Source organism: Paraburkholderia sp. WS6, from assembly GCF_030464835.1.
GTDB lineage: Bacteria > Pseudomonadota > Gammaproteobacteria > Burkholderiales > Burkholderiaceae > Paraburkholderia > Paraburkholderia madseniana.
This window is the reverse complement of sequence record NZ_JALQCK010000020.1, coordinates 1-18,206: the sequence shown is the minus strand read 5'-3', so window position 1 is coordinate 18,206 and position 18,206 is coordinate 1. Positions and strand designations below refer to the sequence as shown.

Annotated in this window: 16 protein-coding genes; 4 read left to right on the top strand and 12 right to left on the bottom strand. The window is 61.5% G+C overall.

Annotated elements, in window-relative coordinates:
* Positions 1-95 precede the first annotated feature (95 nt).
* From tkt to M0D64_RS22985, 7 genes are all read right to left on the bottom strand, one after another.
* Entirely contained in the window at positions 96-2,132 is a 2,037-nt protein-coding gene (gene tkt / locus M0D64_RS23015) for a transketolase (protein ID WP_266259382.1), read from the bottom strand.
* A 99-nt stretch (positions 2,133-2,231) separates the two neighbouring features.
* On the bottom strand, positions 2,232-2,903 hold the full coding sequence (dhaL, locus tag M0D64_RS23010) for a dihydroxyacetone kinase subunit DhaL (RefSeq protein ID WP_266241598.1): 672 nt from the start codon (positions 2,901-2,903) through the stop codon (positions 2,232-2,234).
* A complete protein-coding gene (locus M0D64_RS23005; RefSeq protein WP_266241597.1) occupies positions 2,900-3,907 on the bottom strand; it encodes a dihydroxyacetone kinase subunit DhaK in 1,008 nt (335 codons plus the stop codon). Before M0D64_RS23005 ends, dhaL begins: the two co-directional genes overlap by 4 nt.
* 26 nt (positions 3,908-3,933) lie before the next feature.
* The gene (locus M0D64_RS23000; RefSeq protein WP_266259381.1) at positions 3,934-4,704 is read right to left on the bottom strand and encodes a GolD/DthD family dehydrogenase; all 771 of its coding nucleotides are present in this window, start codon (positions 4,702-4,704) and stop codon (positions 3,934-3,936) included.
* Between the two features lie 15 nt (positions 4,705-4,719).
* Positions 4,720-5,724: a substrate-binding domain-containing protein gene (locus M0D64_RS22995; RefSeq protein ID WP_266259380.1), complete on the bottom strand. Its 1,005-nt coding sequence runs from the start codon at positions 5,722-5,724 to the stop codon at positions 4,720-4,722.
* Positions 5,725-5,769: 45 nt separating this feature from the next.
* Positions 5,770-6,756, bottom strand: a complete 987-nt coding sequence (locus M0D64_RS22990) for an ABC transporter permease (RefSeq protein WP_266259379.1) — start codon at positions 6,754-6,756, stop codon at positions 5,770-5,772.
* The gene (locus M0D64_RS22985) at positions 6,753-8,264 is read right to left on the bottom strand and encodes a sugar ABC transporter ATP-binding protein (RefSeq protein ID WP_266259378.1); all 1,512 of its coding nucleotides are present in this window, start codon (positions 8,262-8,264) and stop codon (positions 6,753-6,755) included. Before M0D64_RS22985 ends, M0D64_RS22990 begins: the two co-directional genes overlap by 4 nt.
* A gap of 253 nt (positions 8,265-8,517) precedes the next feature.
* On the opposite strand from M0D64_RS22985, the gene rpiB reads away from it, so the two are divergent.
* Together rpiB and M0D64_RS22975 are read left to right on the top strand one after the other, a co-directional pair.
* Positions 8,518-8,988: a ribose 5-phosphate isomerase B gene (gene rpiB / locus M0D64_RS22980; RefSeq protein ID WP_054042378.1), complete on the top strand. Its 471-nt coding sequence runs from the start codon at positions 8,518-8,520 to the stop codon at positions 8,986-8,988.
* 87 nt (positions 8,989-9,075) lie between these two features.
* Positions 9,076-10,062 (top strand): sugar-binding transcriptional regulator, encoded by a 987-nt coding sequence (locus M0D64_RS22975; protein ID WP_054042380.1) that lies wholly within the window; start codon positions 9,076-9,078, stop codon positions 10,060-10,062.
* A gap of 77 nt (positions 10,063-10,139) precedes the next feature.
* Here M0D64_RS22975 and M0D64_RS22970 read toward each other — a convergent pair whose 3' ends face one another.
* The 3 genes from M0D64_RS22970 to M0D64_RS22960 form a co-directional block, all read right to left on the bottom strand.
* Positions 10,140-11,279, bottom strand: a complete 1,140-nt coding sequence (locus tag M0D64_RS22970) for an ABC transporter substrate-binding protein (protein ID WP_266259377.1) — start codon at positions 11,277-11,279, stop codon at positions 10,140-10,142.
* Positions 11,280-11,371: 92 nt separating this feature from the next.
* A complete protein-coding gene (locus M0D64_RS22965) occupies positions 11,372-12,391 on the bottom strand; it encodes an NAD(P)-dependent alcohol dehydrogenase (protein WP_266259376.1) in 1,020 nt (339 codons plus the stop codon).
* Entirely contained in the window at positions 12,391-13,641 is a 1,251-nt protein-coding gene (locus M0D64_RS22960) for a serine hydrolase (RefSeq protein WP_266259374.1), read from the bottom strand. The genes M0D64_RS22965 and M0D64_RS22960 overlap by 1 nt, the downstream gene beginning before the upstream one ends.
* Before the next feature lie 157 nt (positions 13,642-13,798).
* Between M0D64_RS22960 and M0D64_RS22955 the strand changes: the two genes are divergently transcribed.
* Positions 13,799-14,713 carry a LysR family transcriptional regulator gene (locus M0D64_RS22955; RefSeq protein ID WP_266259373.1) on the top strand — a complete coding sequence of 305 codons (915 nt, stop codon included), beginning with the start codon at positions 13,799-13,801 and terminating at the stop codon, positions 14,711-14,713.
* Between the two features lie 103 nt (positions 14,714-14,816).
* On the opposite strand, the gene M0D64_RS22950 is transcribed toward M0D64_RS22955, so the two are convergent.
* Together M0D64_RS22950 and M0D64_RS22945 are read right to left on the bottom strand one after the other, a co-directional pair.
* Positions 14,817-16,469, bottom strand: a complete 1,653-nt coding sequence (locus M0D64_RS22950; RefSeq protein ID WP_266259372.1) for a carboxylesterase/lipase family protein — start codon at positions 16,467-16,469, stop codon at positions 14,817-14,819.
* Positions 16,470-16,471: 2 nt separating this feature from the next.
* Complete coding sequence (locus tag M0D64_RS22945; protein WP_266259371.1) at positions 16,472-17,326, bottom strand: SDR family oxidoreductase; 855 nt, start codon at positions 17,324-17,326, stop codon at positions 16,472-16,474.
* A gap of 105 nt (positions 17,327-17,431) precedes the next feature.
* Here M0D64_RS22945 and M0D64_RS22940 point away from each other — a divergent pair, with 105 nt between their 5' ends.
* Positions 17,432-18,034: a TetR/AcrR family transcriptional regulator gene (locus tag M0D64_RS22940; protein WP_266259369.1), complete on the top strand. Its 603-nt coding sequence runs from the start codon at positions 17,432-17,434 to the stop codon at positions 18,032-18,034.
* Positions 18,035-18,206 lie beyond the last annotated feature (172 nt).

Here is an 18,206-nt window from a genome sequence, read left to right as displayed (position 1 = left end):
TGCGGCGAACGTCGTTAAATTGATATCGAGGATGATCACGACATCGCGCCGGTGTCGGCGATTCCGGCACTTTTGGGCACGACGAGGCGACGCAACTAGTCAACCACCCCTTGTTCCACTTCGAGCGTGCTGTTCACGGCGTCGACGATCGCGTCCACCGTAATACCGAACTCTTCGTACAACGTCTCAGCCGGAGCCGACTCGCCAAAGTGCGACAACCCGATCACAGCGCCGCTCAACCCGACGTACTTCCGCCAGAAATCGCCGGCCGCCGCTTCAATGGCCACGCGCCGGATCTTGGGCGGCAAAACGGAAAGCTGGTACGCAAGCGGTTGGCTATCGAAGATCGTGGTTGACGGCATCGACACGACCCTTGCGGCAATCCCTTGATCGGCGAGCGCCGTCTGCGCTTTGAGCGCGAGTTCCACCTCGGAACCCGTCGCAATCAGAATGATGTCCGCTGTTCCGCCAACGGCCTCCGAGAGCACGTAACCGCCTTGCCGGATCTGCGCCTTCGCCTGCGCGGTACGGGAAAGCGGCGGCAGATTCTGGCGCGAAAGCAGCAGCGCAGTCGGCGCATCGGTTGTTTCCAATGCTGCCGCCCACGCATATGCCGTTTCGACCGCGTCTGCCGGACGCCACACGTTCATCCCCGGAATCTGGCGCAGCATTGCCGCGTGCTCGATCGGCTGATGGGTAGGCCCGTCCTCGCCGAGACCAATCGAATCGTGGGTGAAAACGTAAATACATTGCAGATGCATCAACGCCGCCATACGAAGCGCATTCTTCGCGTAGTCGGAAAACACCAGGAAGGTCCCGCCATACGGAAGGAAACCACCATGGAGCGCAGCGCCATTCATGATCGCGACCATGCCGAACTCGCGAACGCCGTAGTGGATATAGTTTCCAGGCCCGTTCGCGCTGTCGGGCATGAGTGCGCGCGAAGCCGACACCATGGTGAGATTCGACGGCGCCAGGTCCGCCGATCCGCCCAGAAGTTCAGGCAATCGACCAACCAGCAACTCCAGGCATTTCTGCGACGCCTTGCGAGTCGCCATCTTCTGCTCGAACCAGTCACCGCCCTCCAGCAGGCTTTCGATCGCCTCGGCGGATCGTTCGCGGCGGCTGCCGTGCATGCGGGACTCGAAGTCGCCGGCCTTTTCCGGAAAGCGGGTGCGATAGGCTTCGAACAACGTGCGCCAGGCCATGTTGCTCTCACGGCCTACCGCTCGCGCATCCCATGCGTCGCGAACCGGCCCGGGAATATCGAACGGCGCGTGATGCCAGCCCAGATGCTCCCGCGTGGCCGCGATTTCAGCGGTGCCAAGTGGAGCGCCATGCACGTCGTGCGTGCCGGCCCGATTCGGCGAGCCATGTCCGATCACCGTCTTGCAGCAGATCAAGGTCGGCCGGTCACGTTCCGCTCGCCCTGCCTCGATCGCCCGCTCGATCGACAGCGGATCATGTCCGTCGACACCCTCGACGACATGCCAGCCGTACGCACGGAAGCGCATCGGGGTCTGGTCGGTGAACCAGCCCTCGACATGGCCATCTATCGAAATGCCGTTGTCGTCATAGAACGCAATCAGTTTGCCGAGCTGCCAGGTGCCGGCGAGCGAGCACGCTTCATGCGAGACGCCTTCCATGAGGCAGCCGTCGCCGAGAAACACATAGGTGTGGTGATCGACAATGTCGAAACCCGGTTCGTTGAATTCAGCGGCCAACAGCCGTTCAGCCAACGCCATGCCGACGGCATTGGCAAGACCCTGTCCTAACGGGCCGGTAGTCGTCTCGACCCCTGGCGTCAGACCACGTTCCGGGTGCCCGGGCGTAATCGACTGCCACTTCCGGAAACCCTTCAGATCGTCTATCGACAGACCGTAGCCGCTCAGATGCAACGCGGCATAGAGCAGCATCGACCCGTGACCGTTTGACAGCACGAAGCGATCCCGGTTGACCCAATCCGGACTTGCCGGATCATGCTTCAGGTACTTGCGCCACAGTACTTCGGCGATATCCGCCATTCCCATCGGCATACCGGGGTGTCCAGAATTGGCAGCCTGGACGGCGTCGATGGCTAGAAACCGAACTGCGTTGGCAAGTTCTGTCCGGGTCGGATTAGCATGATCCATGAATCACCACTGTTTCGTATACCTAAATTAATATATTGAAGCCCCGCGCGTTTTTCTCGACGAGGCTCCGGCATCCAGTCTTCGGGTACTGTTACGACCTCAGGCGGCAGGCACCGCCGTACTATCCAGCAGATGCGTGATCGATTCACCCATGCTGCGCAGAATCAGAAAGCAGGAACATGCGCCGGCGTCCAGCACACCAATCGAACGGTCGCCTAAACGGGCTGCCCGGCCGATACGGGCGCGCAGCTCGCGGGTCGAATTCATCCCGGCTTCCGCGGCAACCACCATCGCATCGATACACTCCCGGAAGCTCTTGCCCTCTTCCAACGCCACCCCATACGCCATCCGCGCGGGAGCAAGCGTGTCGATCAGCGTCTTGTCGCCGACCTTCGCATCGCCGATCTCCTGGACAGAATCGATACCGGCAACGAGTGCCTGATAGAAAAGGGATTTGTCGAGTTCGGCGTGGTCCGCGAACGTGTCGCTCATGCTGAGAAAGAACGTCCCGTAGAGCGGTCCCATTGAACCGCCGATGCCGTCCATGAGTGCCGAGGACAGATCAGCGAGAGCCACCTGGAGCGACGGTGCCGATCCGCGTGCCGCAAGATGCTCCCCACACTGGCTAAAGCCCTTGCTCATGTTGATGCCATGGTCGCCATCACCAATCGCGCCGTCGACTTCGCTCAGATACTGGCGATTCGCATTGATGGTTCGAACCAGATCGACGACCACACCGCCGGCGTCGGCCAATTTAACGATTTCAGTCATCGTGCGTCTCCCACATTGAGTCCGATGCTTTGACATGGATGCGCGAGGCACGCGCTCAGTTCGTCGTCGAGTTTCGTCAACGTCAGCGTAACCCCCATCATTTCCAGGGACGTAAACAGGTTGCCGACGAACGAGAACTGGATGTCGATTCCCGCTTCACGCAGATACTCGGCAACCTCTCCGTACAGGATGTATTGCTCCATCACCGGCGTCGCGCCGAGACCGGACAACAGCACCGACACCCTGTCGCCTCTGGCAAAAGGCAAATCCGGTAACAGCTTGTCGAGCATCAGCCTCGCCATGTCTCTCGCGGGAACGGTGGGCTGGACCAGGATTCCGGGTTCGCCATGATGGCCGATGCCGACTTCCATTTCGCCATCTTTAATGACGAAGTTCGCCTTGCCGACCGCGGGGATCGTACAGGCGGACAGGCCGACGCCGATCGAGCGCGTCGAGTCCACCGCTTTGCGCGCACTGGCGATCACTTCATCGAGCGTGGCGCCCTGAGCGGCCCGTGCACCCCCCACCTTCCACATCACGATTTCACCAGCAACGCCGCGCCGTTTTTCGATCTCGTCTTTCGGCGCCGACGCGGCATCGTCGTTTGCGACGACCGTGCGCACGCGAATACCTTCGCGCTCGGCCAGCTTGATTGCCATCTTCACGTTCATATTGTCGCCTGCGTAGTTGCCGTAAAGGCACGCTACGCCCGCGCCGCTATCGGCCGCCTTGAAAGCTTCAAAGAATGATTTCGCAGTCGGCGACGAAAAGATTTCGCCGATGGCCACGGCGTCCACCAGGTTGCGCCCGACATAGCCGATAAAAGCCGGTTCGTGTCCTGATCCCCCGCCGGTCACAATACCCACACGGTCCTTCTGGCGAGCATGGGCATGCGAGACAACGCGAGGATTCTCCGGTGCGGCGCGCAGCTCCGGGTGTGCCGCGAGGATGCCGCGAAGCATGTCCTCGACAACGAGATCAGGATTGTTAATGACGCGATTCATACCGTTCCTTTACATCTTGAGTATTGTTACTGGGCGGTGTAGCCGCCATCAATCACGATATTCTCGCCGTTGACCATCGCGGCGGCATCGCTGACCAGATACAGAATCAACGCGGCGATTTCGTCGGGGCGTGCGAATCGCCCTGCGGGAATTTTAGCCTTCATCGCTTCGCCCACCGCACCCGCCCAGGCTTTCCTGCCCAGTTCGGTGTCGACGACCGTGGGCGAAACGGCGTTGACCGTAATGCCGTGCTTTGCCCATTCGAGCGCGAGCACCTTGGTCATGCCGACAATTGCCGCCTTACTCGCGCAGTACGCCACATGGCGCTCCAGTGCGACGACACTCGCCTGAGAAGCCAGATTCACAATCCGGCCGGGACCACCACGGCCCAGCATCTGCTTGCCGACGGCTTGCGCCAGGAGAAACGGGGCTTTGAGGTTGATTGTCATCGTCCTGTCCCAGGCTTCCTCGGACAGTGCTTCCGCGTTCTCAAGCAGAGCGACGCCGGCATTGTTGACCAGGATGTCGACAGGACCTAACGTCTCGGTCACGCGCCGCACCAGGGCATCCGATATCCCGGCGACCGTGATATCCGCCGCGATACCCACGTGCCGCTCCGGGCCGCCAGGAAGCGTCCGGGCCACGGCCTCGACGGCCGGGTTGATATCGAGCAGCGCAACGCGCGCACCCGCGGCAGCAAGGCACTCGGCAACGGCAAACCCGATACCGCTTGCCGCGCCGGTCACGACCGCGACGCGGTCCGTGATATCAAAAGGGGTCGTTGAATTGACCGACATCGCTCCACTCCTTGATTAATTACTCTTGGGAATCTTGTTGAGAATGTCCTGGGCGTTGGCCGGCGTGACCTGCGTCCAAGGCACCGCGTAGGACTTCGCCGTGCCGTCGTCCCAAGGCATCTTCGCGCCGTATCCCGCCCAGACGTCCGAGCGCGGTTTGTAAGACGAACCGATGACCGTACGCAGCGCAACGTCCAGTGCGCCTTGCGCCTGCGCCTGCGAGTCCTGGAAGAAGGTCGTCATTTCGCCGCGCTTGACTGCGGCGATGCCGTCGACAATTCCGTCAATACCGGCAACCGGAACTTTCTTCGGATCGATACCCTTCGATTTCAGCGCCTGGATTGCGCCGAGCGCCATGTCATCGTTCTCCGCAATGATGCCGCTGATCTGCCCCGGATGCGCGGTCAGCCAATTCTCGACCAGCGCCAGCGACTCGGCACGCGACCAGTTCGCCGTCTTATGCTCGAGCACCTTCACGTCCGGATTTTTCGACAGCACGTCCTGAATACCCTTCGAACGATCGATCTGCGCGGACTGGCCGATCGGCCCCTCGAGGATGACCACATTGCCCTTGCCGCCGATCGCCTTGACGATCGCCCCGGCTTCCATTTGTCCTGCAATCACGTCGTTACTACCAACATAGGACGTGAGTTTGTCGCCGGACACCAGGGTATTCGATCCAATGACCGGAATGTGCGCCGCGGCGGCTTTGGCCACGGCGGCAGCACCCGCTGCCTTGTCGATCGGCACGAAAATGATCGCGTCGTATTTCTGCGTGATCATCGTGTCGAACTGATTGCTCTGGGTGAGCGCGTCATAGTTGCCGTCGAATACCGTGAGCTGCACCGTACCGTCCTTGACTGCGGGCTGAGCCTTAAGTGCGTTGGTCCACATCTGCATGAACTCACCCTTGAGACCATACACCGCTGCGCCAATACGGATGGGTTTGGCCGCCTGCGCGACAGTACAGGTGAGGCCCATCACTGCGCAGGCCAGCAAGGTTTTTTTCCACGAAATCATCGAAGTCTCCTGAATAGTTCCGGATTGTTTCTTTTGAGGTTGACGTTATTGCTTCTTGCGCGAAGCATCGAGCAGGACGGCACCGACGATAATGACGCCCTTTACAACTTGCTGGTAATACGACGACACGCCCAGCAAATTCAGTCCGTTGTTGATGACGCCGATCAGCAGCGCGCCGACCACCGTGCCGCCGAGCGAGCCCGTGCCGCCCGAAAGACTCGTGCCGCCGATCACGACGGCCGCGATCGCATCGAGTTCATAGGACACGCCGGCCTGCGGCAATGCCGATGTCGTGCGCGCGGCGAGGATGATCCCGGCAAGACCCGCCAGCAGTCCGCCGATCACGTAGACGGAAAAGAGGATCTTCCCCGTCGAAATACCGCTTGTTTTCGCGCTCTTTGCGTTGCCGCCCACTGCATAAACGTAGCGGCCGTAGGTCGTATAGCGCAGGACAAACCAGAACAGCATGACGACGAGAGCGAAAACGATGATCGGCACCGGTATCCCGGCAATCGCGCCCGTGCCGATGGTCAGGTATCCGTCCGGCAGATCGGTCACCGGCATGCCATCGTTGTAGATATAGGTCAGCCCTCGCGCCGCGCTCAGCATGCCGAGCGTCGCAACAAAAGGAGGAATGGAGAGCCGGGCAACGAGCAAACCGTTGATCGCACCGATGGCAGCGCCTACGGCAAGCCCCGCCGCCAGTCCAATTGCCGCGCCGTGCGGATGCGGACCCGTCACGAGACTGGCGCTGATGATGCCGGCGAGAGCGAGCGTGGACCCGACCGACAGGTCAATGCCCGCCGTGAGCACGACATACGTCATCCCGACGGCCAGAATGCCGTTGATCGACGTTTGTCGCAGGATGTCCGCGATGTTGCCCAGCGTCAGAAAGTACTGATTGGCAAAAGACAACACGATGCACAGGACGACGAGCACGGCGACGATGCCGTAGCGCCGGTAGATATCGCGCATATGGGCGGAACGGCTTTGGCTCGCCGGGACTTTCAGGGAAGTGGTATGAGTATTCATGATGCGAGGTGCAAAAGATCTTCCTGAGTGGTGGTATGGCCGTCGATCACGGTGACCAACTGCCCCGACTTGAAAATGGCGATGCGGTCGCTGACATCCAGAATCTCCTGTGCCTCGGAAGACACCACCATGGCGGCGCCGCCTTTCGACACGAAGTCGTCGAGCAGCTTGTAGACCTCGCGCTTGGCGCCTTCATCGATGCCACGGGTCGGTTCGTCGCACAGCAGGCACGTGGGCTCGGTTGAAAGACAACGCGCGAGCACGACCTTCTGCTGGTTCCCCCCGCTCATCGACGAGACCGGAAGCGACACCGAGCTGGTCTTGATCCGCATGCGATCGACCATCGTGTCGACGAGGGCCTTCACTTTCCGGCGGTTGATCAGCGACAGGCGCGACAGGCGGTTGTAGGCGGAGAACGAGATGTTGTCGCGCACTGACGCCGACAGCACGAGTCCCGTCTCCTTGCGATCCTCCGTCACAAGCGACAGGCCGGCCTGGATGGCCTTGGCGGGGCGGCCAACCGGCAATGCGCGGCCCTTGAGCCTGACTTGACCGCTATCGGGACGGGTCAGCCCGTACATGCAGTTGAGGTATTCACTGCGGCCCGCGCCCATGAGCCCGTAGATGCCAAGGATTTCTCCCTCGTGAACCGTGAGCGAGATATCGTTGAATTCCGACTCCCGGGAAAGACCCGTCGACTCCAGTACGGGCTCGCCCACGGCCCTGCGAACCTTCTCGGCGGAATGCAGCTTGCGCCCGACGATCGTGCTCACCAGATAGGAGCGGTCGATGTCGGCGATACGCCCGCTGTCCACATACCGTCCGTCGCGAAAAACCGTGTAGTCGTCCGCGATCTGGAATATTTCCGAGAGCCGGTGGCTGACATAGATGATCCCGGTCCCCTGCGCCGTCAGGTTACGGATCGCGTTGAACAGCACTTCGGTTTCGCGCTCGCCGATCGCCGAAGTCGGCTCGTCCATGATCATCACGTCGCAGTCGCGGCTGAATGCCTTGGCGATCTCAACTAGCTGGATCTGCGCGAGACTCAGCGATGACATGCGTGCGCGGGCATCGACCGGGAAAGCAAGGCGGTCCAGGAGTTCCTGCGCCTGTCTCACGAGCGCCCCGAATCTGACCAGCACACCGGCCCTGCGGGGTTCGCGGCCGAGATACAGGTTCTCGGCAACGGTCATGCCGGGAATCGGCGAAAGCTCCTGCGTAATGATCGCGATGCGATTGTCGAGTGCTTCGGCCGGCGTCTGGAAATTGACGCTTTGTCCCTTGAACAGGATTTCTCCGGCATCGCGCTGGGTGATACCCATGACGATGCCAAGGAAGGTCGACTTTCCGGCACCGTTCCCGCCGCATAGCGCATGGACACTTCCGCGCCGCAGCTTCAACCGGCCGTCCTCCAACGCCCTGACACCATTGAATGCCTTTTGTACTCCGCTGGCATCCACAAGAAGGTCGTTCACTTTGTCTCCTAACATTTGCTCGTTGTTGAACATTTGAGCATCTGGATGACATCGTAGGTTCGCTCCAGGCACCTGTCAATTACTCGGATCACGTGGTTTACCCCTAATGTCATCTCGCCTCAAAATCTGCTGCAGCGCAGTGATTACGGTCAATAGCGCCTTGGAGCCTTAACAGAAAACGCGTACCTACGGTCTTGACATTCACACGCACACGATTGAGAATTTGATCATCAGTGGACATTTGATCAATCGTGCGCTGAGCAATTTCGGACAACTGGAGTGAAATATGAAGCTGGCAATCGGGTGCGATGAAGCCGCATTTGACCTGAAGGAACTGATCAAGCAACATTTGACTGGCAAGGGGCTGGACGTCACTGACTTCGGAACCTACGAGGCGGAACCTGTCCACTACCCAAACATCGCGTTCGCCGTAGCGGAGAAGGTTGCGCAAGGCGAATTCGATCGGGCCGTGCTGCTGTGCGGAACTGGCATCGGCATGGCGATCGCCGCCAACAAGGTGCATGGCATTCGCGCTGCGCAATGTCACGACACCTACTCGGCGGAACGGGCGAGCAAGAGCAACGACGCGCAAATCATTACAATTGGCGCTCGCGTCGTCGGTCCCGAACTCGCGAAAGCGATTGTTGATACATGGCTTGGTGCGAGCTTCGATGGCGGACGCTCCGTCCCGAAGGTGAACCGCATCAAGGAATACGAGGATGACCACCAGCTACCGCGCAACAACAAGCCTGCTTGAACTGGCTGCCCCGGTCATAACTCGATTACCCACCGGCTCCGCGGCAAGCCACGTAATATCCAGCCGAATGGGAAAGAGACAAATCATATGACCACCGACGAACTGACTCGTCTGGCAACGCTTTACTACGTCGACGGACTCACGCAGGAAGATCTGTCAAAGCAGTTTTCGCTTTCCCGAGCCAAGATAGGCCGTCTTCTGAAGCGTGCGCAGGAAGAAGGCATCGTTGAAATTCGCGTCAGGCACCATCCACGTGATACACGAGACCTCGAGCGTGAGTTGATCGAGCGGTTTGGGATCGAAAAAGCGATCGTGTCCGTCAATCACAAAGACCAGGACAAGCAGCGCGAACTGCTTGCCGGTCTGGTCGCCAGCCATCTGGATCGCATTCTCACCAACGACATGATCGTTGCCGTGGGTATCGGCCGTAATATCAACGCGATCTCGGAGCATGCGATCTCGTCGACGCAACGCTCTCCGACCTTCGTCTGCGCCATCGGCGGCTTCTACCGGGGCGGCGAGATCATGAATGCCGACCACATCAGCCGTCGGCTTGCCGCCCGTTTTGGGGGTGGCAGCGAAACACTTTACGCGCCGGCTCTCGTGGGCGACCCTGCCGTCCGCGAGGGCCTGCTTCACAACGATGCGGTCAAACCCACGCTTGACAAGGCACGTAGAGCCCACATCGCGCTGGTTGGGGTCGGCGACATCAACGAAGACAGCATCATGGTTCGCAACGGCTGGTTTTCGCCGGACGAGATCGCCGAACTCCGCAAGTGCGGGGCAGTTGGAGACCTGATGGGCTACCACTTCATCGATATTGGCGGCCGCCCCGTTGTCACTCCCGTGCGCGACCGGGTCATCGGTCTTAGCATGGAAGACCTGAAACGCATTCCGAACGTTATTGCGGTCGCCAGCGAAAACACCAAGACGACTGCCGTCCTGGGCGCGTTGCGCGCAGGGGCAATCACCACGCTCGCAACGACGGAAGCCATTGCTCAATCGATTGTCAGCCTGGAAGACGCCACTCGCAACCCGCTTTCTCCGCAACAGTCGGAGCTGGCGACCCGGTAAACATCGGGCCGTCTGCATGGTACGCATGCGCGTGGCGTGCAAGCTCGAACGGCGTCCGCACACTCGGTTCGGACAGCCTACTTCCCGACCTGCTCGAGAACCGCAAGCTTGCCGCCCCGCACGCCAACGATCTGCATCATGACGTGCGCATGATTGTGTTCGTCTATCGCAAAGGTGCCACCCAGCATGGAAGGCATTTGGGTCGATCGCAACGCCTGCCGTATCGCAACAGGATCGTCCGAATTCGCGCGACGGATCGCGTCCACGACCAGCTCCGTCGCCTCGAACGCGAGGACCGACCGCTGGGTCGGAGCAAGCCCGTATTTCTCCCGGTAAGAGGCCACGAACTCCTGCACGCCAGAGTCGGGCGCCGAGGGTGTAAATACCGAAATCCCCGCGGACCGATCAAGCGCGCCAGCCGCCACGAACTGGGGAGACAAATTCGCAATCGCCGCCGTGAAATCAATGCGGCCCGCTATCGGGGTGCCGCCGCCGGTTTGCTCATAAGCACGGAAAAACGCCGCACTGGACGCGCCAAGAAGCGTAACGATGCGATCGGGTCGCAGCGCCTTCAATCGCTCGATTGACGGAACAAGGTCCGTGGTTCCCTTTGCAACGGTCTCGCTGGCCAACGTCTCGATGTGAGCGGCCGTCGCGGCCTTTTCCATCGCCACCGCGTTGGCGCGGTTGAAGTCGTTGTCGTCCGCCAGGATGACGATACGCTTGACGTTCCGGGCCTTCAGCCACTGCATCATCGCGCTCGCCACGTCGCCATCGGACGGACTGGTTTTGAAAACGTAGTCGTAGCCCCCGGAACCGGCGGCATCGACGAATTCCTGGCCAGCCGAAATGTCGATCACAAACGGCACCTTCGCGTCATTCGCGACCGGCATCACGGCACGCGTGACCGGCGTTGCCAGCGCGCCCAGCAACACGGAAACGTGCTGCTGTCCGATGAGTCGCTTCGCCGCCGCAATCCCTGTTGCCGGATCGGCAGCGTTGTCGGCATAGAACGCCTCGACAGGTCTGCCGAGCACGCCGCCGGATGCGTTGATGCGCTGTAATGCTAACTCGACGCCGTATTGCTCGCTCTGTCCGCGATCGGCATTCGGGCCGCTCAGGATGGTTGTGACGCCGATGCGAACGGGGTCCGCGGCGAATGCCGGGCTAACCACAATCGCCAACCCCGTCGCCAACAACATTGACATCAATCTCATACACGATTCCTTTGCTGATGGCTTAACTGGCGATCACAGCCAGACTGCCTGTGGAAAGCCCCCTGTTACCGGAACAGAAGGCGAGCGTCGCGTTATGCGCGTACGTCGACCACCACTTTGCCGAAATGCCGCCCGCCCGCGAGATACTCATAGGCGGACGGAGCCGCATCGAACGGGAAGACTTTGTCGACGGCAGGATTGATCTGGTTGACGTCGACGAAACGGATGAGCTGTTCGAGCATCGCGCGGCTACCCGCGGTAATGCCGGCGAGACGCTTTGCTCCACCGATCAGTGCGCCGGGCTCGATCGAAACACCCCCGCCGCCGCTGACCCGGCCGATCACGACGATCGTCCCACCGGATCCCGCGGCCTTCAGCGAGCGCGCCAACGTGCCCTCGCCACCGACCTCGACCACGACATCGACCCCGGCCCCCTCCGTGAGCTGCAAGACCTCGTCCTGCCATTCCGGGCTGTTCCGATAGTTGATGGTCGCATTCGCGCCCAGCGAGCGTGCACGTTCAAGTTTTTCGTCCTGGGACGATGTCACGATCGTGAAGACGCCCGCAGCTCTCGCAAGCTGTAGTGCCCACAGCGAGACACCGCCGGTTCCCAGCAGCAGCACGCTGCCACCGGGTTTGACCGCGCCTGCGACGAACAGCGCATTCCATGCCGTCACGCCGGCGCAAGGCAACGTTGCGGCCATGATGGGATCAAGACTGCGTGGCGCCAGCACGAAAGCCTCCTCACTTGCCACGAGTTCTTCGGCGAGCGTGCCGTCGAACTGGGCGCCGAAGGACACGGCTGTCTTGGCAGGGGACAACGCACCGTCAATCCATCGCGGGTAGTAACTCGTGATGACGCGATCGCCCACCTTGAAACGGGTGACCGCCTCCCCAACGGCAATGACGTCCCCGCATCCATCGACGAGCGGGACGATCGGATAGCTCGGCGGGTTATAGAACTGGCCCCGCGCGAAACTGAGGTCGCGATGATTGAGCGCGGCAGCATCCACGCGCACCCTGATTTCGTAGGCACCGGGGTCCCGGCTTGGGCGTTCGACACGTTCAAGTCCGCCAAGGCCAGCACCGGCCTGGATTTGATAAGCCTTCATTACACCTCCTGGTAGACTGCACGGCGCAGTGCCATTGGAAAATTCCCGGTCATGCCTGCGACTGCTGTGTTCGTCAACGCAACGACAGAAATGCCGGTAGCCGGGTCCGCCCAGAAGTTCGTGCCGTACACGCCGGACCAGTTCCAGGCGCCCGTGCTCACTGGCGATTTCGCCGCAGCCGGATCCCTGAGCACGGCCACGCCGAGTCCCCAGCCGAAGCCTGGGCCGGCAGCGCCGACCGGCAGATCGCCGATCGCATTGGACGTCATCGCCGCCACGGTTTCCGGACGGATGATGCCCGCACCACCTGAGCGGATCGCTTCGACAAAGCGGAGGTAATCTTCCGCCGTGCCTACCATGCCGACGCCACCTGATGGAAAGGCCTTCGAATCGAATGCCCGGGCGGGCGAATACACAATGGCGCTTTGCCCGAAGCCGAGCGAAAAAGGATCGGTCATGCGGGTGGGGTGAGGCGACGCATCGCCATACGGCGTCGCCAGCACGGTATCGGCTGAAGCAACGAAGCGGATACTGGCGATGCCCAACGGATCCGTCACGATGCGCTGGACCGCGTCGGGCAATGTCATGCCGGTTACGCGCTCGATGACGGAGCCGAGCACGTCGATGGCGACGGAATAGTGCCAGGCAGTCCCAGGCTCAAAAAGCAGCGGCGCCGCTGCAATTCGCCGAAGGTTCTCTTCCAGCGTCAGCCCGGAATGATCGAGTCCGTCGGACACGCCCAACTGGTGATAGGGACCGCCCTCAGCCTCGAGGAACCCATAAGTCAGCCCCGCCGTATGCGTGAGCAGATGGCGCACCGTGATGACGGGCTCGCGGCCATCGGACAGCTTCGGGCGGAAGTCGGGCAGCCATCGGGTAACGGGATCTTCCAGGCCAAGCCGGCCACGATCGATGAGCGCCAGCGCCGCCACGCAGACAATCGGCTTTGTCATCGACGCGAGGCGGCAGACCTCGTTTTCCGTCATTGGCCGGCGGGCTTCGCGGTCGGCAAAACCAGCCGCGTGCCGGTAGACGATCTCTCCGTCTTTTGCGGCAATCACGGTCGCGCCTACGATATGCCCACTGTTCACCGCGTCGAGAATGACGGCGTCCAGCGCCTTCGCCCGATTCCATCGGGACCGAATGGCCGGCGCAGATTGCGTCGCCTCGGAAACCGGACTCGTCAACGCGGCGGCAAGGCCGCCGACCGTGGCGGCGACACAGAATTCACGGCGCGATACCTTTCGCACCGCGACTGCTCGCCGGGATGTGGATGCTGTCATTGCTGCCTGCCCTCGCCGCTCACGCGGCCTCTAACAAGATATGGAGAGCAATGTACAGTTTCACCTATGAGGCGAGAATATGTTCAATTGACGATTCAGTTTTTAACCACAGCGAGAAATCACAATGCTCGACCGCCTTACGGGAATGCAGGTGTTCTCCCGTGCAGCTACTGCCGGAAGCCTCTCCGCGGCCGCCCGGCAACTCGGCCTGTCGCCCGCCATGGCGACAAAGCATCTGGATGCGGTGGAGCACCGGCTGGGCGTGCGTCTGTTTCACCGCAGCACGCGCAAGCTCACGCTCACCGAAGCGGGACAGCAGTATCTGGAAACCTGTGCCCGCCTCCTGCCCGATCTGGAAGAAGCAGAGGCGACGATCGCGTCCCAGCGCGTGGAGGCGAGCGGACTGCTGCGGCTGAATTCGCCACTTTCGTTTGGCGTTCGCTACATCGCGCCGCTGATTCCTGCCTTCAGAAACAAGCATCCCGGGGTCACCATCGACCTCGGGCTGAACGATCGCGTCGTCGATCTCATGGAAGAGGGCTGGGATCTGACGATCCGGGTTGGGCGCCTGAAGGACAGTCGTCTCGTCTCGCGCAGGCTCGCGGAGAGCGCGATGATTGTCTGCGCGGCTCCGGGCTACTGGGAGCGGCATGGGCACCCGAAACGCTGGTCCGAACTGGGCGATCACAATTGCCTGAGCGTCACTTTCTCCAACATCTCGCGGCCCGACGAATGGCGCTTCGGCAAAGACGGCGACAAGCGCGTGGCCGTCAAGGGAACCATGCGAGCCAATAACGGCGACGCACTCGTCGCCGCGGCCGTTGCCGGTCTCGGCGTTCTTTACGAGCCCGAGTTCATCGTCGCCGATGCGGTCCGCCAAGGGGCACTGGAGCAGATTACGCTCGAAGTCCGCACCGCGGACCTCGGCGGCATACACCTGGTTCGCGCGCCGGATCGGGCTCCCCCGGCGAAGGTGCGGGTCATGACTGATTTCCTTCTCGACGCATTCAATCCACATCCGCCGTGGGCCATTCGATAAGGCGACGGCGAGCGTCAGGCTGGATCGCCGGACTGCTTACGATTCAGGCCGCCGGCGGGCGGGCCCCGAGTACTTTCGGCGAGGAGCGAAGAGGGGCGTATAACTAGCCCATGAACAGGAGCACCGTCTTTGCCACGACCTTGGCCAACAGCGCCGGCATCCGGCCCTGGACTCGCCTCCAGTCCTCTGGTAGTCGACCAGAAGACCTGAAGGACTGGATGAAGCGGAATCGTGCCGTTGCGTCCTCGGGTGCTGCGCCGCTGGAGCTGCCGAAACGCATGACCAGGGAACCCGGCCCGCCGTAGACCGGCCATGGCGGCAATCCGGGGCCGTTCGGATTCCCATTCCGTGCGAAGTTCGTCCAGTACGACATCATCAACGCCGACAGTTCCTTGTCTGCCTCGCCGGCCGGTGCCTTTGACGGCCCAAAGCTCATGTCAAGGCTACCGAATACGAATGCCGTTTCCGCGCCGTGGCTAGGCTTGGGCGAATAAGGCGAGGTGTAGTCGAAGTTGTAGGCAAACACGTCCGAGCGGGCCGTCGTGCGATGCAGACCCAGCCATGCCCAAGTCTGTTGGCTAATGCACAGATCACCCATCAGATACTGCGCCGATTGCTCGGCCGCTTGCTTCGTGTCGGCAGGATATACGGCCAGAAAGTCCTGCATCCGAGATGGACCGAACTGTGCCGCGGCAGCCTCGACGAACTGCGCCGGTGTGCGATGCGGCAACGCCCGGCTCATGAAGAAGCTGTGCTCGTCTGCATTCCAGCCACCCAGCAAAGGGACATCGGCTTGCCCGCCGCGCTCGAACGTCTGTGCGGGCGATTCTTGCAGCACAAAGCCGTCGATATTAGGAGCAAATGCGGTGATGGCGGGGTCTGTAAGAAAGTTCCAGGCGGAGGCGCGGTGAAGCTTTTCACCCGCCAGCGCACGCAACTCCGCGAGAGAACGGACCCGCATCCTGGTCATGAAGGCGCGGGTTCGGGCTTCGGCTTCGGCCGTGGTCGCGATCGACCCATGCTCGGTGTCCCAGAATGCGCCGCTTTCTCCGATGGCTCGATGGAACAAGCCGCGGGCCAGTGGTGAGGCCATGAGCATGCCCACAGCGTGCGACCCGGCGGATTCGCCAAACAGTGTGACATTGCCCGGGTCGCCGCCGAACAGTGCAATATGATCTTGCACCCATCGCAGCGCCTTGATCTGATCCTGCAAGCCGAAGTTGCCCGAGGGCGAACCTTCGCGATCCAGTTCGGGATGAGCGAGAAATCCGAACACGCCAAGCCTGTAGTTCATGCTGACCATCACGACGCCCTTCGCCGCGAGATGCGCACCCTCAGCCCCGAAGAAGGTGGACGCGCCCAACTCGAAGCCGCCGCCGTGAATCCACACCATGACCGGCCGCCGCTCCTCGGCAGTCTGCGCCGCAGTCCAGACATTCAAGGTCAGGCAATCCTCGCCCTGGTCCCTGGTCAGCGCTTTCAGGCCCGGCACCGGCATCGGTGCCCCAAAGCACGGCGGGCCATAAGCAGTGGCGTCGCGGACATCGGTCCAGCCCACGACATCTTGCGGAGGCCGCCAGCGCAATTCACCGACCGGTGGCGCGGCGAAAGGGATTCCCTTATAGGCGAGTACGCCCTGTGCATTGCGGGCAACGCCGCGGATGCGCCCATGCGGCAAGCTCAACTCAGGCATCAGCATGGCTGGCGCTTCCTGTGCCGACGCGTGATGAGCGCCGTGATCGACGAGTGCTGACATTCTCACCGTCCTCCCGCGGCCGGCGCGGCCGATTCCGCACTCAGGAACCGCGCGCGCATCAGTGCGATATAGTTGTCTTCGCCCATTTCGTGCCGGGCCTTGACCAGCGCAGCGATATCTTCGCCGACAACATAGCGCAGCCGCGACGACTGATCGATCGCCGCGCCGAAGACAACATCGGCCACCTGCTCGGCACTGCTCGTCTCGCCGCCCTGCATCGCGGCATAAAGGGCATTGGTCTTGTCGATGAACCGGTCGTAGCAGGCCAGCGACCGATCATGCGCAAATTCAGAGAACATCCGCGCCCCAAACTGCGTGCGCACTGCGCCCGGCTCGATCAGCCTGACGGCGATGTTCTGCGACGTCAGTTCATAGGCCAGCGATTCGGAGAAGCCCTCGACCGCGAATTTGGTGGCGTGGTACATCGACATCAGCGGCACGGTGATCATGCCGCCGCTGGAACTCACGTTGACGATCGTGCCACCGCCCTGCCGCCGCAAGACAGGCAGCACGGCGCGCGTGACATCCATCAGGCCGAAAACGTTGACCGCGAACTGCTCCTGGATCTTTTGCGGCGACAGCGCCTCGAAAACGCCAAACAGGCTGAAGCCGGCGTTGTTCACGAGAACATCGATCCCGCCGAAGCGCTCGACGGCTGCATCAACCGCCGAGGTCACACTGGACTCGTCCTGAACGTCCAGTCGCGTGACGAACAGGCGGTCTCCGTTGACGAGTTCAGTCTCCGCAGACGGATCGCGCAGCGTCGCCACGACGTTCCAGCCCTGCCCGGCAAACTGCTTCGCTACCGCTTTGCCGATGCCTGACGAGGCACCGGTGATGAAAATGGTCTTAGGCATGTCCTGCTCCGTTCCCACAAGTCGTTCATATGTTGAGGTATCATTCAACTTCATCCTATTTTAAAGTTGAGGGTGCCGTCAAGTTATGAATAAAACCTTAACGCCATGAACCATCCTGGCGCCGGGAAACCTGATACGCCGCGGCTACGACGCGACGCACAGCTCAATACGGAAAAGATCAAGACTGCCGCACTGGATGCATTCCAGGAGCGTGGCCTCGACGTGCCACTGGAAGAGATCGCGCAACGTGCGGGTGTCAGCATCGGCACCCTGTACAACCGGTTCGGCACGCGCGAAGCACTCACCGATGTGGTCATGGCGGACGTCGCGGCAGAGCGGCTCAGTGACGCGGTGGCGCGCGCACGCGGCTGCCCCGACCCATGGAGCCGGTTCGCCTCTTATGTCGAACTGATTTGCGAAATCCAGGCCACCGAGCCTGCGCTCAACGACATCGTTTCACGCCGCCACCCCGACGCCTCGCGGCTGGCGGCTGTGTGCGACGAGACGATGACGCAAGCGCGGCAATTCGTCGAAGACGCGCAGCGCGATGGTTCGTTGCGCCCAGACTTCACGCTTGAGGACCTGTTTCTGGTGTTCGTGTCGAATGGCGCACTGATGCGGATCATGGCCGACATCGGAGCCGACACCTGGCGGCGTCGCGTTGGGTTCACGCTCGACGGTCTTCGCACCGAGGCGGCGCGACGATGATGGTGCGCCCGTTCGTGAACGAACGCCGGCAGCAGGCGGATTGCCGCGGCAGCGTCGACAGACGCCGCCACGCCACCTGGCAATTAGAACCGGTGAATGATACCCACGCCTGCCGCAAACTGGCTGCGTGACGAGGACGGCGCGCTGTTCTGGCCGTCGCCGATATCGGCCG

Coding starts and splice junctions, on each gene's coding strand:
- M0D64_RS22955 (WP_266259373.1), top strand. CDS start 13,799: ATGCTCGACCGCCTTACGGGAATGCAGGTGTTCTCCCGTGCAGCTACT.
- M0D64_RS22995 (WP_266259380.1), bottom strand. CDS start 5,724: ATGATTTCGTGGAAAAAAACCTTGCTGGCCTGCGCAGTGATGGGCCTC.
- M0D64_RS22975 (WP_054042380.1), top strand. CDS start 9,076: ATGACCACCGACGAACTGACTCGTCTGGCAACGCTTTACTACGTCGAC.
- M0D64_RS22985 (WP_266259378.1), bottom strand. CDS start 8,264: ATGTTCAACAACGAGCAAATGTTAGGAGACAAAGTGAACGACCTTCTT.
- M0D64_RS22970 (WP_266259377.1), bottom strand. CDS start 11,279: ATGAGATTGATGTCAATGTTGTTGGCGACGGGGTTGGCGATTGTGGTT.
- M0D64_RS23000 (WP_266259381.1), bottom strand. CDS start 4,704: ATGTCGGTCAATTCAACGACCCCTTTTGATATCACGGACCGCGTCGCG.
- dhaL (WP_266241598.1), bottom strand. CDS start 2,903: ATGACTGAAATCGTTAAATTGGCCGACGCCGGCGGTGTGGTCGTCGAT.
- rpiB (WP_054042378.1), top strand. CDS start 8,518: ATGAAGCTGGCAATCGGGTGCGATGAAGCCGCATTTGACCTGAAGGAA.
- tkt (WP_266259382.1), bottom strand. CDS start 2,132: ATGGATCATGCTAATCCGACCCGGACAGAACTTGCCAACGCAGTTCGG.
- M0D64_RS22945 (WP_266259371.1), bottom strand. CDS start 17,326: ATGCCTAAGACCATTTTCATCACCGGTGCCTCGTCAGGCATCGGCAAA.
- M0D64_RS22990 (WP_266259379.1), bottom strand. CDS start 6,756: ATGAATACTCATACCACTTCCCTGAAAGTCCCGGCGAGCCAAAGCCGT.
- M0D64_RS22965 (WP_266259376.1), bottom strand. CDS start 12,391: ATGAAGGCTTATCAAATCCAGGCCGGTGCTGGCCTTGGCGGACTTGAA.
- M0D64_RS22940 (WP_266259369.1), top strand. CDS start 17,432: ATGAACCATCCTGGCGCCGGGAAACCTGATACGCCGCGGCTACGACGC.
- M0D64_RS23005 (WP_266241597.1), bottom strand. CDS start 3,907: ATGAATCGCGTCATTAACAATCCTGATCTCGTTGTCGAGGACATGCTT.
- M0D64_RS22950 (WP_266259372.1), bottom strand. CDS start 16,469: ATGTCAGCACTCGTCGATCACGGCGCTCATCACGCGTCGGCACAGGAA.